We start from the raw sequence: 14,214 nt of genomic DNA, 5'->3' as shown, positions 1-14,214 counted from the left end.
AACTCTAAGGCGCAGCAATATGACTGATATAAAAGAAACACTTCTTCCATGGAGCAGCGCGGACCAGAAAAGCGGACAGCTTGTCTGGGACATTGTACATAAGGATCTGGAGCAGATCCTGCTTGCGGCCTATAGGGCAGCCGACCCGTCGTTGCAGCAGATGCCGCGTGACGTGCTGGCGGAAGAAACCCAGAAATTTGCTTGCATCAGCCGGGGGGATTTCAATGATACCTACTTTGGTATTCAGGAAAAAATCACCCACCGGCTGGCGGAGAAAGTTGATTACGTCAGCTATCTGAGCCAGGTTTATTCGCGCTATGCGGGCGGGCTCCTCCAGACACTTGTGAGCAAGAAGCCCCGTTTCCGTGGCAATATGAGCGAACTGGTTGGTAGTCTGACCCGATCTGTACTGTCAGATGTTGCTGTGGTCATGTACCATTACTTTGCACATCTGAATGGTATTGCCGATCAGGCGCGCGCGGCTGCGCAGGCCGAGCGTGAAATTCGGTCCAAGGAAGATCAGGACGTTATCCAGACTGTCAGCCTGGCACTCAAGGCGCTGGCGGAGGGTGACCTGACACACCGCGTCCAGGGCTTGCCTGAGCGTGTTGCGGCCTTGCAACAAAACTTTAACGCAACGGCCGAGCAGCTTGAGCAGGCCATGCGCCAGATTTCGAACAACACCAAGGATGTCATGGCCAATGCGGAAGGGATCAAGCAAAGTGCTGATGATCTCTCGCGCCGGACAGAACAGCAGGCAGCCACGCTGGAAGAAACATCCGCAGCGCTGACACAGATCACGCAGCGGGTGCGTAAGACCACGGACGAAACCCAGCAGGCCCATGATGTTGTGAATGCCGCGCGGGTTGATGCCGAGCATGCGGGTGCTGTGGTGCAGACAACGATTGAAGCGATCAACAAAATTGATGAATCCTCCAAGGAAATCACCAGTATTGTCGGGATCATCAACGATCTGGCGTTCCAGACCAATATTCTGGCTCTGAACGCCAGCGTCGAAGCCGCACGGGCTGGGGATTCGGGTCGAGGTTTTGCCGTGGTGGCAAACGAGGTCCGTATCCTGGCGCAGCGTTCGGGCGAGGCTGCAAAGGAAATTGCAACCCTTATCGGCACATCGGGCAAGCAGGTTAAGGCGGGTGTGTCCTTGGTGCTGGAGGCTGGGAGTTCCCTGCAACGCATTGTGTCGCAGGTCACGCAGATCAATGTGCTGGTATCCAATATTGCAGCCGCAGCCCAGGGGCAGGCGGCGAGTATTGGGGAACTGAACATCGCGATGGGTGACATGGAACTCACGACCCAGAAAAATGCGGCCGTGGCGGAGGAAAGCGCGGCTGCAAGCCATAACCTGTCAACCATGGCTAATGAACTGACCCGGCTTGTGGCACAGTTTACCATCGGGCATGGCGGTGGGCAGGGTATTGGCCGGTCCGGGATGGCGCTTCTGGAAGGCGGCAAAACCCGGCAGGCGATAGGCTTCTAAATAACCACACAGTCAGGAGTGGGCGGGTGCATTAATGCTGCCCGTCTCCTCCGTAAGGCTTCTGAGTTAAGCACTCACAGGCGCTTCGATCCGGCTGTGCTTGCCTTATCGTGCCGTGGGCAGAGTCTTCCTGTTCGGCTCTTATACAGTGCCAGCTTGGGTCATATTTATGGGCACTGGCCTGCCTTGGAGCCACGTCTTCCATATACCGGCATGACGGGCCTTACCGTGGTACGGCCGTAAGATGGCTGAGCAGAATCTCTGAGCAGTAGTTTCCCCAAAGGTAAGGCACCATCCCAGCGGATGGGCGTTTTTGGTCGAATAAAGATGCCCGATCAAACAATGATCTGGAGCCATCTCTGTGAACGGATGTGGCTTTAGTATTGAGGGCTGATTGGTGTTCTGTGGTTGCAGGTCGCCCGTACTCTATCGCTCAAAGGGTGGATTTGGTCGCAGAAGGCAGGCGGGGTGATTTTCTGGCCGGGCTGCGTTTGTGGTTGTTATAGCCTAGAGTAATATCCCTCATTGGTAAAACCACGCTGTAATAGCTAATATTTATGCATGTAACGTATGGGCTTCCTCAGATGTGAAGCTCTGCGGGCTATGCCGCGCCGGGTCTGCTGGCTTATGGCTTGGGCGGGCATGATACTCAGGATACAGCATATGGACACTCCCCCCTCTCTTGGCCCGGATGCGTCCGCAGGGCGTGGGCTCACCCTCGCTATGGCGGCGGCAACGGGTTTTGCCGTGGCCAATATCTATTACAACCAGCCGATGCTGGGGGTTATGGAGGCGGCTTTGCCAGGCCGATTGACGGCCTTTATCCCCACCGCAACCCAGCTTGGCTATGCTTTGGGCCTGTTCGTTCTGGTCCCGCTGGGTGATCTGCTGGAACGTAAAAGCCTGATCGTGGGGCAGTTCATACTGCTCACTCTTGCCCTTGTGGCAACAGCGTTGGCCCCCACGATCGGGGTGCTGCTTGTCACGTCGCTCTGTATTGGGGCTGCGGCGACGGTGGCGCAGCAGATTGTGCCGTTTGCCGCACATCTGGCATCGCCCGAGCGTCGGGGGGCTACGGTGGGTGTTGTTATGTCCGGCCTGCTGTGTGGTATCCTGCTTAGCCGGACTTTGGCGGGTTTTGTGGCCGATCATGCCGGGTGGCGCGCCATGTTCTGGCTAGGGGTGCCGCTTTCTGCCGGGGCAGGGGGGCTGATGGCATGGGTGCTGCCCCGTAGCGTGCCGGTCGTGCGGCATGGCTATGGCACGCTTATGCTCTCACTCGTTGGCCTGTGGCGCAGCCTGCCCGCCCTGCGCTTGGCCGCGATGACACAGGCCTGCCTGTTTGGGGCGTTTTCTGTCTTCTGGTCCATTCTTGCCCTGCATTTGCAGGAGCCCCGCTTTGGCATGGGGGCCGAGGCCGCAGGGTTGTTTGGTATTATCGGTGCAGTGGGTATTCTAGCAGCCCCCTTGGCCGGGCGCATCGCTGATACTCATGGCCCTCGCTACGTTATTCTGCTGGGCACAGGGCTGGCATTTCTGTCCTGGGTTGTTGCGGGTCTTGTCACGTCACTCACCGGGTTGGTAGTGGGGTGCATCCTGCTGGATTTTGCCGTGCAGAGTGTTCTGGTTTCCAACCAGCATATTGTGTACGCCCTGCGGCCAGAGGCGCGGGCACGGCTGAATACCTTGTTTATGGGGGTTATGTTTCTGGGCGGTGCCGGGGGGGCTGCGGGGGCTTCTCTGGCTTGGGGCTATGGAGGGTGGCCTGCGGTCTCTTGGTTCGGGGCTGGGCTGACAGCCATAGCGGTGGCGTTGCAACTGAGTGCTGCCCGCCGTTGACGAGATACTCTGTAAACTCTTGAAAAGTTTTGGGTGTCACCTTTTTCCAAAAAGGTGATGCTCTTCAAAGCTTTTTGAAAAAAGCTTCATCAAAAACTTTTATTCTTTTTTATCATGTGGTTATGAGGGCATCAAAAGCCTCCGGTGTTACGCAAAAATTCCCTGAGTTCATGCAGGAAGGTGCGGACATTCACACTGGCATGCTGGCGGGACGGCATGACGGCGTAGAGGTCGGTTTTTTCGCCATACAGGTCAGGGAAAATACGCGCCAGTTTTCCGCTTTCTATATCGTGGTGCACGTCACACAGCAGCTTGTAGGCAATGCCCCGGCCAGACAGCGCCCAGTCGTGGATGATTTCGCAACTGGTGCTGGAAAGCCGGGAATGAACGGTGACGATGTCTTTCTTCTCATCATCTCCGATGACCCATTTGTTCAGCACGGTCATGGTTTTGTGGCGGCGCAGGCAAAGGCAGTCATGCTTGGACAGGTCATGGGGGGTCTGCGGCAGTGACCGGCGCTCAATATAGGATGGAGCGGCACACAGTACCCGCCGTGTTGTTGCCAGCAGGGTGACGATGGCACCCGGTGTGTCGGGCATACCCAGTCGCAGGATCACATCCAGGCAGTCAGTTGAATCGTGCAGCCCTTCCCCCGCAAGAGCCAGACTGAGGCTCAGCTTGGGGTATTTCTCACTGAATGTTTCAATAAAAGGAGCAATCTGGCGGCGGCCCAGTTCCACCGGCGCGCCTATGTTCAGGCTACCCTGCGGGCTTTGGTTGGCCTGTGCAATTTCGTCTTCCAGCTTGTCAACGTCGGAAACAATCTGAACCCCGCGTTCATACAGCACACGGCCTGTCTCGGTTGGGCGAAAGTGCCGTGTTGTGCGTACGACAAGGCTGCTACCCAGTCGCTCCTCCATCCGCGACAACCGGCGGGAGGTCACAGCAGGCGATGTGCCCATGCTGCGGGCTGCGGCTGTGACACTGCCTGCTTCAATCAGCATGGTGAAAAACCGCAGGTCACTGATTTCGTCATAAGGCATTGGTCACTCCATTGTTGTGCCTCACGCAAAAGCGATTTTCACCGGGTGAGGCTACCGGGCCGCTTGTGGGCGAGGGCATAGTCAGGCTGTGCCCAACCGTATTGCGCGCCAGAGTGCGCTGGCGCGGGGTTCGACAAGGGTATGAAGCGCGGGAAATTCGCTGCCCCGCTTCTGGCTGGTGAGGCGAAAACAAGGTGGGGAGACCATGTCCAATAACTGCAATACTACCGATACATCAGTCCAGACGGAAGATACGCTCAGAAAAGGTCTTGTCGGCACGTGGGAGCTTGTGTCCTACCAGGTGGAAGACAAGGAAAGCGGAGACCTGATCGACGCCATGGGCGATGCGCCGCGTGGCCGCGTTGTGTTTACGCCTGATAACTGGGTTGCGTTCAACCTCGAGGGGTCGGGCAGACAGCCTGCCAGCTCTGATGATGAACGTTCCGTGCTGATGCGTACGCTGGTGGCATATATCGGTCGGTATCGTGTTGAAGGCAATCAGTGGATCACCAAGGTGGAAACAGCATGGGCGCCGGAATGGGTAGGCACCGAGCAGCGCCGCACTGTGTCGCTGGATGGTGAGCACGCCAATGTGGTCACGCCTTGGCGCTGCATGCCCAACTGGGGTGGCGGCCGGATGTCCCGCAGCATTATCCGCTTCCGGCGCGCAGCCCAGGAAGCAGCGTAAAGCTTGCGCTGCCTGCTAGGCTCTGTGGTGTTCCCTAAGTGGCCTCGGGGTGGTTTCACACGCCACCCCATGAGGGGAGCATTTCCGTGGAGTAGCGCGCGGAGGAGTGGCTGTCTTCTGGCAGGACACTATATAGAAGGCTCGTTTTTATCACTGTGAGTATAGGTGAGGCTGAAGCCTCTCTATGGTTTTGCGTCAGGGGCTTGGAAGCGAGAGACTGGCGCTTTTGCTCTCACACTCCACAGCAGTCGTCTGCTGCGTTCCTGCTTCTTTGTCGGCAGTCCGCGCTGGCAGAAAAATCTCGTCAAGCGTGGTCAGCGTGGCGGATATCCGATTGGGTAATCCCGGTTGCCGCCGTGGAAGATCAGCCATGCCATCAGTCAGAAGCGGGTAAGCAACCGCCCTTTTGATTGTGGGGGAGGGGGTATGCTGATGCCGTGGCAACACTTTTGCCGTCGTTATTGTACGAAGGAGTCCTGCGTCGGGGTTTCCCTTTCCTGACCCAGAGTCATGCCGTCAGAAGGGGCGCCGAAGGTCGTAGCCCTGCCGCGTTGTCGGGCTGGGGCAGAGTAGAGGCAGGCTGCCATGGATGAGCCATGATTGTGTAGCATGCTCAGTCAGTTGCCCCCTGCCGAGGGGTGTATGTCCGCGTGGCCAGAGATATCCTGCTGGAAGATCATCATCCATCTGTGTAAGAGACGGAGCGGCATCATATGTGCGGCCATCTTGTCAATTCGATCAGTCTTTGACATATCAGCGAGGGCCGCTAGGAGGGGTATTCACCTCAATGTTACGTCAGTTCACTCGTTTACTCACAGTGCAGCACTGTTCCACAAAGACTGAGAGACGGTCTTCCCTGAAGCATTACACGACTGCTCTTGGAGGGCTGGGTGCGTGTCTTCTGGCACTGTCGGGCTGTGGCTCACTGCCAAACAGTGGCCCCACCGAGAGTGAAGTGTACGAGGCCCAGAAAGACCCCAAGAAGAACACTCTGGGCTTTGGCATCGTGCAGATCAGTGCTGACCTGCTGACATTGATCGCCAGTGAACAGCCGACCCCCCTCTCCACGCTGGAAACCGTGACCAGCCGTGATCTTCATAATGACAGGGTCGGGCCGGGCGATACGCTCCAGGTCTCGATTTATGAACTGGGCAACTCCCTCTTCAGCGGGGGTGGTGCCAACGCCAGCGGGACTTCCACGATGGAAGCCATGGCGGGCAGCCAGACCATGGGTGGGGCAAGCTCCACCAATGTCATGCTTGGCAACAGCACACCAGACCCCAAGGGCAGCAGTGCAGCCCTTGGCACTAACCTGCCGCCGATTGTTGTCAGTGGGCAGGGTACCATTACAGTACCTTATGTTGGCACGATCCCGGTGGCCGGCAAGACGGTGGAGCAGATTGCCTCTGACGTGCGTGTGGGGCTGAGCAAAAAGTCCCAGGCACCGCAGGTTATTGTGCGTATGGTGCAGGGCGTGACCAACGCCGCCATGGTGTATGGTGATGTCAAACACCCTGGCCGTGTGCTGCTGACCCCCAGCCGGGAATGTCTGCTGGACATTATCGCCATTGCCCAGGGCACAACCCATCCGCCTGAGGACTCCATCATCCAGTTGACACGCGGCGGCCATGTGGTGCGCGTGCCTATGACGGTGCCGGAAAACAATCCGTCCCAGAATATCCAGATCCAGCCCGGCGACCGGATTGAGGTCATTTTCAAGCCCCGTACGTTCACCGTGTTCGGTGCGGCTCTGAAGGTGACGGAAGTGCCCTTCCAGGTGCCTGAACTGACCTTGTCAGAGGCCCTGGCGCGCTCCGGCGGGCCGATTGATTCCCGAGGCGACCCGAACGGGGTCTTCCTGCTGCGGTTTGAGGACAACAACATTGTCCGCCGCCTTGGTTTTCCCGTTGCAGAGGGCAGCCCTGTCACGCCCGTTGTGTACCAGATCGACATGATGAACCCTGGCAGCTACTTCCTGGCCCAGCGGTTCTTTATGAAAGACAAGGACGTGATCTATTTCTCGAACGCCAAGGCGAACGAGTTTTACAAGCTGTTTGGCCTGATCAGCACGATCATCCAGCCGGGTATTACCGCTGGTTATATGGCCCGCTAACGGCAGTCCTGACATGACAGGTTTTGTAGCTGTGGAGCAGGTTTTGACGCTGCGTGTTTTCTTTCGGATTGAACGGAAAGGTTTTTGAATGTCGGACCAGATTCAGGACCATGTTCCGATCGTGCCGGAGCCGCCCCCGTTCGTACCGACCCCGCCTGAGCCTTCCCGGCTGGTGCAGTGGTTGCAGTCTGCCTGGGACTATCTGGCGGCCCGGCCTGGCCTGACGTTCTTTGTCATTCTGCCTAACCTGATCTTTTTCATCTACCTGTCGTGCATTGCCTCGCCCCAGTACGTGTCCGAGGCGCACTTTATGGTGCGGAGTGAAAAGAGCCAGAGCGGCACCCCCCTTGCCCTGATGATGGAAATGGGCGGTGGGGCTATCACCAGCGAGAACACCTATGCGGTGCAGGACTACATGGTGTCGCGTGACGCCATGGAACTGCTGTTGAAGCAGGATGGTCTGGCCAAGGTTTTCGATTCCCATGGTGCTGACTTCATAGCCCGCTATCCAAACTGGTTTTCCCGCCAGGATATGGAAAGCTTCTTCAAATACTACAAAAAGCACGTCAAAGCGCAGATTGATGGGGAAACATCCCTGTCGGTTCTGACCGTGCGGACCTTCAGCCCGGCTGATTCCCAGCGGATCGCTCAGGCGCTGGTGGCTGCTGCCGAAAATCTGGTGAACGAAATCAACGTTCGTCAGCGCCAGAACCTGATTGGTGCGGCGCAGATGGAAGTCAGCCAGACAATGGAGAAGCTGAAAGAGCTTCAGGCCCGTCTGGCCAACTTCCGTGATGCCAATGCCATTATTGACCCGGGCAAGCAGTCAGTCTCGTTGCTGGGCACGGAATATACCTTGCAGTCCATGCTGACATCCACCCAGATGCGGCTGGCCCAGACGTTGAAGACAGCCCCCGACAGCCCGTCTATTCCCATTTATCAGAACCAGATTGCCGTGCTGCAGCAGGAGCTCAAGACTGCCAGCGCCCGTCTGACCGGTGCGACCCATTCGCTCGTGCCTAAGCTGAGTGAATACGACCTGCTGACAGTGGAACGCCAGTTGCTGGAAAAAGTGCTGCTGTCGGAAGTGACGTCTCTGGAAAGTGCCAAGGCGCAGGCTGACAGGCAGATGGTGTTTCTTGAGGAAGTGTCCAAGCCCAACAAGCCGGACTATCCTGAATATCCGCCTCTGATCGTGTTTATGTTCATTTCTCTTGCCTGCACGTATGGCGTGTATGCATCGGCCCGTCTGCTGATCGCCGGGGCCAGGGAGCATAAGATTTCATGACACAGCCCCCAAGGAAGAAGAGAAACACCCTGTGGGATGGCTTTGTTATCCAGTACAAAGTTATCCACGCCCTGACCCTGCGCGAAATCCATACCCGTTACGGGCGTGAGAACCTGGGCTTTCTATGGGTTATTGGTGAGCCTATTCTCTTCTGCCTGGGGGTCGCCATTGTGTGGACCGCCATCCGGCCCGCGCGTGAGCATGGGCTGGGCATGACAGCCATTGTTGTGACCGGCTATGTGCCGCTGACCATGTGGCGGCATGCCATGGGGCGTGCGGTCAAGGCGTTTGAGGCTAACGGCAGTCTGCTGTTCCACCGGCAGGTGACGCCGTTTGATATTATTACCGCCCGTACCTATCTGGAAATTATCGGCACCATTCTGGCTGGTTTTCTGGTCATGATCGGGGCCATCGCGCTGGGGTATATGAACCCGCCGCAGGATTACGGTCTGCTGCTGATGGGGCTGTTGTTCCAGTGCATGTTCTCGTTTGCGACAGCCCTGCTTGTGGCATCGCTCAGTGAGATTTCGGATCTAGTGGAAAAGGCGGTAGGTATTCTCAGTTACCTCAGCCTGCCGTTCTCCGGGGCGTTCATCATGGTTTCGTGGCTACCCATGAAATACCAGTGGATTCTGGAGCTCTCCCCCATGGCCAACAATGTGGAAATGATCCGCGGTGGCCAGTTCGGGATCAGCGGTAACGCCAAGTATGATATTTTCTACGATACTTGGATGACCGCCCTCATGCTGCTGATCGGTATCTGGATGACCCGCAATGTCCGCAAGCATCTTACGGTTGTCTAAGGGAAATACCGCGTGCTCCAGTGTATCGACATCGTCAAGGAATTCCACGCCACTGGTGGCAAGCGGCGTGTGCTCAACGGTGTCAACCTGACCGTCATGCCCGGCGAAAAGCTGGGTATTCTGGGCCATAACGGGGCCGGTAAATCAACCCTGCTGCGTATTATCGGTGGGGTGGATCTGCCTACGGCGGGCCGGGTCGAGCGGGATATGTCCATTTCCTGGCCGCTGGCTTTTACAGGGGCGTTCCAGGGCAGTCTGAGCGGGCTGGATAACCTGCGTTTTATCAGCCGCATCTACGACCGCGACTACCAGACCATGCGCGATTACGTGGATGACTTTGCCGAACTGGGCAAGCAGTTGCTGGAGCCTGTCAGAACCTATTCCTCAGGGATGCGGGCGCGACTGGCGTTCGCACTTTCTCTGGCCATTGAGTTCGACTGCTATCTCATTGACGAGGTCATCATGGTTGGTGATGCTCGCTTTGCTGAGAAATGTAGTCATGAGCTTTTTGAGAAACGGCCAGACCGTAGCCTTATCATCGTCTCGCACAGCATGAGCTTTGTGCAGGAGGTGTGCAATCGCTGCTCCGTGCTGCGTGACGGCAAAATGCATGACTGCGCGACCGTGCAGGAAGGCATTGATATGTATAATAATTTCTAACAGGCAGTTTCCCCAACGGCCCTATCAGAGAAAATAAAAGCCTCTGCGGCTCGCCCTTTATTATAAGGGTGATGCTTTGAAGCTTGTTGATGCAACATCATCAAAAATTTTTGGAAATCGCGGCGTGTGACGCTGCCACTATGCCCCTCCTGTACGTGTAACGCACAGGAGGGGGTAGTCTTTTACTGGTCCAGCCAGGGGGCTACGGGCAGGTTCTTGCCGCGCAGGAACTCCGGGTTGAACAGCTTGGATTCATAGCGCGCACCGCCATCGGCCAGGATGGTGACAATCCGATGCCCCGGACCAAGCTTGCGGGCCGTGCGGATGGCAGCAGCAACATTGATGCCAGAAGACCCACCAACCGACAGACCTTCCTCTCCCAGCAGGCTGTAGATGATGTCCAGCGCCTCGGGGTCAGGAATACGCTCGGCGTTATCAATAGGCACATCCTCCAGGTTACCCGTCACGCGGGACTGGCCAATGCCTTCAGTAATCGATGAGCCTTCAATCGACAGGTCATTGTTCTTTACCCAGCCATACAGGCCAGAGCCTTCGGGATCGGCCAGCACAATGTGCGGTGGGGCCACGTTGTCGCGCCGTGCGGCATCATGCAGGCCCAGGGCAATACCTGCCAGCGTGCCGCCAGTGCCGCAGGCACAGGTAAAGGCATCGACCCGGCCGCCTGCCTGCTGCCAGATTTCCTGCGCGGTTGTGGTACGGTGGCCTTCGCGGTTGGCGGTGTTGTCAAACTGGTTGGCCCATGTCCAGCCGTTTTCCTCAGCAAGCCTGCGCGACACATGCACATAATTGCCGGGGTCACGATAGGGCTTGGCCGGAACAAGGCGTAGGTCGGCACCGATCATGCGCAGAAAGCCGATTTTTTCACGGCTCTGTGTTTCGGGCATAACAATCACGCAGCGATAGCCACGGGCATTGGCCACCAGGGTCAGCCCGATGCCGGTGTTGCCAGCAGTGCCTTCCACAATGGTGCCGCCGGGTTTGAGCACACCGCGCTGCTCGGCATCGTTGATGATGGCCAGAGCTGCCCGGTCTTTCACGGACCCGCCGGGGTTCATGAATTCGGCCTTCCCGTAAATCTCGCAGCCGGTTGCTTCCGAGGCCTTGCGCAGCAGGATCAGGGGTGTCCCGCCCACGGCCGCAGGCATATCGGAGGAGAGAGTGCTCCAACCGGGATGGGAGGCGGAAACGGCGCTGTCGGTCATCTTCTATGCCTTGGTTGCTGTGGTCGTCGTGTTGGGCCGCGGCGGGCCACCGTGCCGCAGGGCGTGCCTGATCCCATAGGGGGCATGCCCTCCAGCAGGAGAAGGGAGGGCGGGCCTATCGGCCTGCGCTGGGTTCTTCCTCCGCATCGTATAGCACTTCCAGTACGGCGCACCAAGGATAGCGGGGGTCGTAGCTGTGCCCATCGGGGGAGGCCAGCATGCCGTTGGTGTCGGTTGGCACGTGGGTCAGGGCTACGGCATCGTCAATATTGCCGCCGACAATGCTGAGCTGGTGGCCAAACGGCGGCCCGTTCTGGCCGGTGGCGACAACATAACCGCAGTGGGCAGGAAAACCATAAGATGTGGGCAGGCTGGCAAAGCGGATGGTCTGCTTGCTGGCACCGCGCGCCACGCATATCAGGTCTCCGGCTTTGGGGGCGTAGCTGGCCGGGTCGTGGGCCCGCAGGATGGGGGATTGCCCACCCGCTGCCGCGTTGATGTAAGTGGCGTGGTTGGGGGAGTATGGAAAGCGGTCATTCGCTCCGGCTACCCGCATGACATAGGAGATAAAGGCTGCGGACCAGGCGTAAGACCCGTCATGCACAAAGTCGGTTACACGGCCGTTGGCGTCATGCTTGCCGGTCCAGGAGGCCTCGGTCATGCCGGGGTCCATGCCGATCCACCAGTATTCCCCCACGCGCTGCCACAGGCCGGGGGTGCGCTCGGGTTTGACGGCGGGGGTCTGGGGTTCGGGCCTTTGTTCGGGGTCGTCATCATTGACCGGGCTGCCAAACAGCCGCCACTCGCGCATGGCTATGGCCACGACATCCTGCCGGTTCAGGGGCTCGAAGTTGCGTGTGGCAAAATCGGGCACATGGCCACTGTCGGCGGCAGCACTGTTCCAGCTTGGGGCGCTGCCTACAGCAGTATGGCCCTGTGGGGCGGGAACATGCGCTGTGCAGGCTGTCAGGCACAGGGGAAGCGCAAGGGAGGCTGCGAAGAGGCGTGTCATCTCGTCTCCATACCAGAGCGGGGTCTTGGAAGCCGCCGGGCTGATGCTCCGCAGCATCGGGGCAGACTGCCACAGGAACGTGGGGCGCGCATCAGGGGTGCCACAGCCTGCGCGTATTTGGGCAGGCGTGTTTCCTTTTTGTCGCGTGTGGCGTCAGGCGTGAGGCTGGCATATGTCGGCCGTGCGGGCCTGGGTGCAGCGGATGGCGTCGGCCGGGCTTAGCCCCAGAATAAACCCCTGTGCCCCACCGTTGATATAGAAGGTCTCCAGTGCATCGAGTGTCGCATCAAAAACGACAGGCACGATGGTGCGTGCGCCAAAGGGGCTTATGCCCCCGACCTTGTAGCCGGTCAGGGCCTGGGCTTTGTCCGGCCCCATCATTTTGGCATTGCGACCGCCGAACAGTGCCGCAACCTTGGCCAGATCCATCTTCTGGGCGACAGGCAGGGCAACGCAGACAACCTGTTTGCTATCAACAACGACCATCAGGGTCTTGAACACCAGGTTCTGGGCAATGCCGAGTTCCTCTGCTGCGATCAGACCTTTTCTGCCCTGCTCTGCGGCGTAGTCATACGCGTGCTCGCTAAAGGGAATGCCATGGGCTTGCAGGAAACGGGTTGCGGATGTTTCGGCCATGGGCTGTTTCCTTTCAGCGAGGGTGACTACAACACAGTAAGGGATAGTGTGCGCTGTTGTCTGGCTCTGTTTCAAAAACCATCCGGTGTGTATGTGGCTGCGGGCCGTCAGGATGTTCTGGGCAGCCCCGACACATGCAGCCATGCCCCCGGATTTTTGAGACTGCCTCTTATGGCTGCTGGCCGGTAGGGTCAAGCGGCGGGGAGCATGGCTCCCCTGCCTGTATCAGCCCAGTTCGGGAAAGAGCGAGAGCAGCCCGGCCTGGCTGGCAGGGCAGCGGCCTTTTTCCGTAATCAGCCCCGTGACAAGGCGGGCGGGTGTGACATCAAAGGCCGGGTTGGCGGCGTTTGTGCCGTCAGGTGTGATCTGCACCTGCGTGACCTTGCCCTGCGGGTCACGGCCAGCAACATGCGTGACTTCACCGGCGGCGCGTTCCTCGATCGGAATTTCCTTGATGCCGTCATCCACTGTCCAGTCAATGGTGGTGGAGGGCAGGGCAACCCAGAACGGCACGGCATTGTCCTGTGCGGCCAGTGCCTTCAGGTAGGTGCCAATCTTGTTTGCGACATCTCCCGACCGGGTGACGCGGTCAGTTCCGACAATGACAATGTCCACCTGCCCATGTTGCATCAGATGGCCACCGGCGTTGTCAGCAATGACTGTATGCGGCACGCCATGGCTGCCCAGTTCCCAGGCGGTCAGGGCAGCACCCTGATTGCGTGGGCGTGTTTCATCAACCCAGACATGCACTTTCAGCCCGGCATCATGCGCCATGTAGATGGGGGCCAGGGCCGTGCCCCAGTCGACCGTGGCAATCCAGCCTGCGTTGCAGTGGGTCAGGATATTGATGGTCCGGTCGGGCCCATGTCTGTCGGCAATGGCGCGCAGCAGTTCCAGCCCGTGGCGGCCGATGGCTTCGTTCTGGGCGGCGTCCTCGTCGCAGATGCGTGCGGCTTCTGCATAGGCGGCCTGGGCACGTTCGGCGGGGGGCAGGGGGCGCAGGTGGGTCAGCATTCTTTCAATGGCCCAGCGCAGGTTTATGGCGGTCGGCCGTGTGGCGGCCAGCATGGCTGCATTGTCTTCCAGTGCTGCATCCTGGGCGTCGGTGCGCAGGGCAAGTGCCAGCCCGTAGGCTGCCACAGCGCCGATCAGCGGGGCACCACGCACCTGCATGGTGCGGATGGCATGGGCAACCTCATCCTGCGAAACGAGGCGCATGACCTCGAGTGCGAAAGGTAGGCGGGTCTGGTCGAAAATATGAACTGACCAGCCATCGTTTTCATCAACCCACACACTGCGGTACGGGGTGCCATTGATTTTCATGCGCTGTGGTCCTTGTGGTTACGTGGGTTCGGGGCAGAGAGCGGGGGGATAATACGGGCTCTTTCAGCCCATGGGCAACAGGTGGGCG

The 14,214-nt window shown here is 58.5% G+C and carries 12 protein-coding genes; 7 read left to right on the top strand and 5 right to left on the bottom strand.

Going from position 1 to position 14,214, the window contains the following annotated elements; genetic code table 11:
- The first annotated feature begins 19 nt into the window (after positions 1–19).
- Both FLP30_RS02690 and FLP30_RS02685 read left to right on the top strand, forming a co-directional pair.
- Positions 20–1,498: a methyl-accepting chemotaxis protein gene (locus FLP30_RS02690; protein WP_149278478.1), complete on the top strand. Its 1,479-nt coding sequence runs from the start codon at positions 20–22 to the stop codon at positions 1,496–1,498.
- A 663-nt stretch (positions 1,499–2,161) separates the two neighbouring features.
- Entirely contained in the window at positions 2,162–3,337 is a 1,176-nt protein-coding gene (locus FLP30_RS02685; RefSeq protein WP_149278477.1) for an MFS transporter, read from the top strand.
- Positions 3,338–3,468: 131 nt separating this feature from the next.
- Here the strand turns inward: FLP30_RS02685 and FLP30_RS02680 are convergent, their stop codons facing one another.
- Complete coding sequence (locus FLP30_RS02680; protein ID WP_149278476.1) at positions 3,469–4,380, bottom strand: LysR substrate-binding domain-containing protein; 912 nt, start codon at positions 4,378–4,380, stop codon at positions 3,469–3,471.
- A 205-nt stretch (positions 4,381–4,585) separates the two neighbouring features.
- Between FLP30_RS02680 and FLP30_RS02675 the strand changes: the two genes are divergently transcribed.
- The 5 genes from FLP30_RS02675 to FLP30_RS02655 all read left to right on the top strand — a co-directional run bounded on the left by FLP30_RS02675 (position 4,586) and on the right by FLP30_RS02655 (position 9,932).
- On the top strand, positions 4,586–5,068 hold the full coding sequence (locus FLP30_RS02675; RefSeq protein WP_149278475.1) for a lipocalin-like domain-containing protein: 483 nt from the start codon (positions 4,586–4,588) through the stop codon (positions 5,066–5,068).
- A 787-nt stretch (positions 5,069–5,855) separates the two neighbouring features.
- Positions 5,856–7,181, top strand: a complete 1,326-nt coding sequence (locus tag FLP30_RS02670) for a polysaccharide biosynthesis/export family protein (RefSeq protein WP_149278474.1) — start codon at positions 5,856–5,858, stop codon at positions 7,179–7,181.
- A gap of 88 nt (positions 7,182–7,269) precedes the next feature.
- Positions 7,270–8,469: a capsule biosynthesis protein gene (locus tag FLP30_RS02665; RefSeq protein WP_246856567.1), complete on the top strand. Its 1,200-nt coding sequence runs from the start codon at positions 7,270–7,272 to the stop codon at positions 8,467–8,469.
- A complete protein-coding gene (locus FLP30_RS02660; RefSeq protein WP_149278473.1) occupies positions 8,466–9,272 on the top strand; it encodes an ABC transporter permease in 807 nt (268 codons plus the stop codon). The genes FLP30_RS02665 and FLP30_RS02660 overlap by 4 nt, the downstream gene beginning before the upstream one ends.
- Before the next feature lie 12 nt (positions 9,273–9,284).
- Entirely contained in the window at positions 9,285–9,932 is a 648-nt protein-coding gene (locus FLP30_RS02655; RefSeq protein WP_149278472.1) for an ABC transporter ATP-binding protein, read from the top strand.
- Between the two features lie 182 nt (positions 9,933–10,114).
- On the opposite strand, the gene FLP30_RS02650 is transcribed toward FLP30_RS02655, so the two are convergent.
- The 4 genes from FLP30_RS02650 to mtnA form a co-directional block, all read right to left on the bottom strand.
- On the bottom strand, positions 10,115–11,155 hold the full coding sequence (locus FLP30_RS02650; RefSeq protein WP_149278471.1) for a cysteine synthase A: 1,041 nt from the start codon (positions 11,153–11,155) through the stop codon (positions 10,115–10,117).
- Positions 11,156–11,270: 115 nt separating this feature from the next.
- On the bottom strand, positions 11,271–12,167 hold the full coding sequence (locus FLP30_RS02645; protein ID WP_149278470.1) for a DUF2272 domain-containing protein: 897 nt from the start codon (positions 12,165–12,167) through the stop codon (positions 11,271–11,273).
- Between the two features lie 153 nt (positions 12,168–12,320).
- Positions 12,321–12,803: an aminoacyl-tRNA deacylase gene (locus tag FLP30_RS02640; protein ID WP_149278469.1), complete on the bottom strand. Its 483-nt coding sequence runs from the start codon at positions 12,801–12,803 to the stop codon at positions 12,321–12,323.
- 225 nt (positions 12,804–13,028) lie between these two features.
- Positions 13,029–14,126, bottom strand: a complete 1,098-nt coding sequence (mtnA, locus tag FLP30_RS02635) for an S-methyl-5-thioribose-1-phosphate isomerase (RefSeq protein ID WP_149278468.1) — start codon at positions 14,124–14,126, stop codon at positions 13,029–13,031.
- Positions 14,127–14,214 lie beyond the last annotated feature (88 nt).

The organism is Acetobacter vaccinii (genome assembly GCF_008365315.1).
Taxonomy (GTDB): domain Bacteria; phylum Pseudomonadota; class Alphaproteobacteria; order Acetobacterales; family Acetobacteraceae; genus Acetobacter; species Acetobacter vaccinii.
This window is presented reverse-complemented; position numbering and strand designations above follow the sequence as displayed.

Bases quoted from the DNA above. Each gene is read 5' to 3' on its own strand.
- FLP30_RS02690 (WP_149278478.1), top strand. From the start codon at position 20: ATGACTGATATAAAAGAAACACTTCTTCCATGGAGCAGCGCGGACCAG.
- FLP30_RS02685 (WP_149278477.1), top strand. From the start codon at position 2,162: ATGGACACTCCCCCCTCTCTTGGCCCGGATGCGTCCGCAGGGCGTGGG.
- FLP30_RS02680 (WP_149278476.1), bottom strand. From the start codon at position 4,380: ATGCCTTATGACGAAATCAGTGACCTGCGGTTTTTCACCATGCTGATT.
- FLP30_RS02675 (WP_149278475.1), top strand. From the start codon at position 4,586: ATGTCCAATAACTGCAATACTACCGATACATCAGTCCAGACGGAAGAT.
- FLP30_RS02670 (WP_149278474.1), top strand. From the start codon at position 5,856: ATGTTACGTCAGTTCACTCGTTTACTCACAGTGCAGCACTGTTCCACA.
- FLP30_RS02665 (WP_246856567.1), top strand. From the start codon at position 7,270: ATGTCGGACCAGATTCAGGACCATGTTCCGATCGTGCCGGAGCCGCCC.
- FLP30_RS02660 (WP_149278473.1), top strand. From the start codon at position 8,466: ATGACACAGCCCCCAAGGAAGAAGAGAAACACCCTGTGGGATGGCTTT.
- FLP30_RS02650 (WP_149278471.1), bottom strand. From the start codon at position 11,155: ATGACCGACAGCGCCGTTTCCGCCTCCCATCCCGGTTGGAGCACTCTC.
- FLP30_RS02645 (WP_149278470.1), bottom strand. From the start codon at position 12,167: ATGACACGCCTCTTCGCAGCCTCCCTTGCGCTTCCCCTGTGCCTGACA.
- FLP30_RS02640 (WP_149278469.1), bottom strand. From the start codon at position 12,803: ATGGCCGAAACATCCGCAACCCGTTTCCTGCAAGCCCATGGCATTCCC.
- mtnA (WP_149278468.1), bottom strand. From the start codon at position 14,126: ATGAAAATCAATGGCACCCCGTACCGCAGTGTGTGGGTTGATGAAAAC.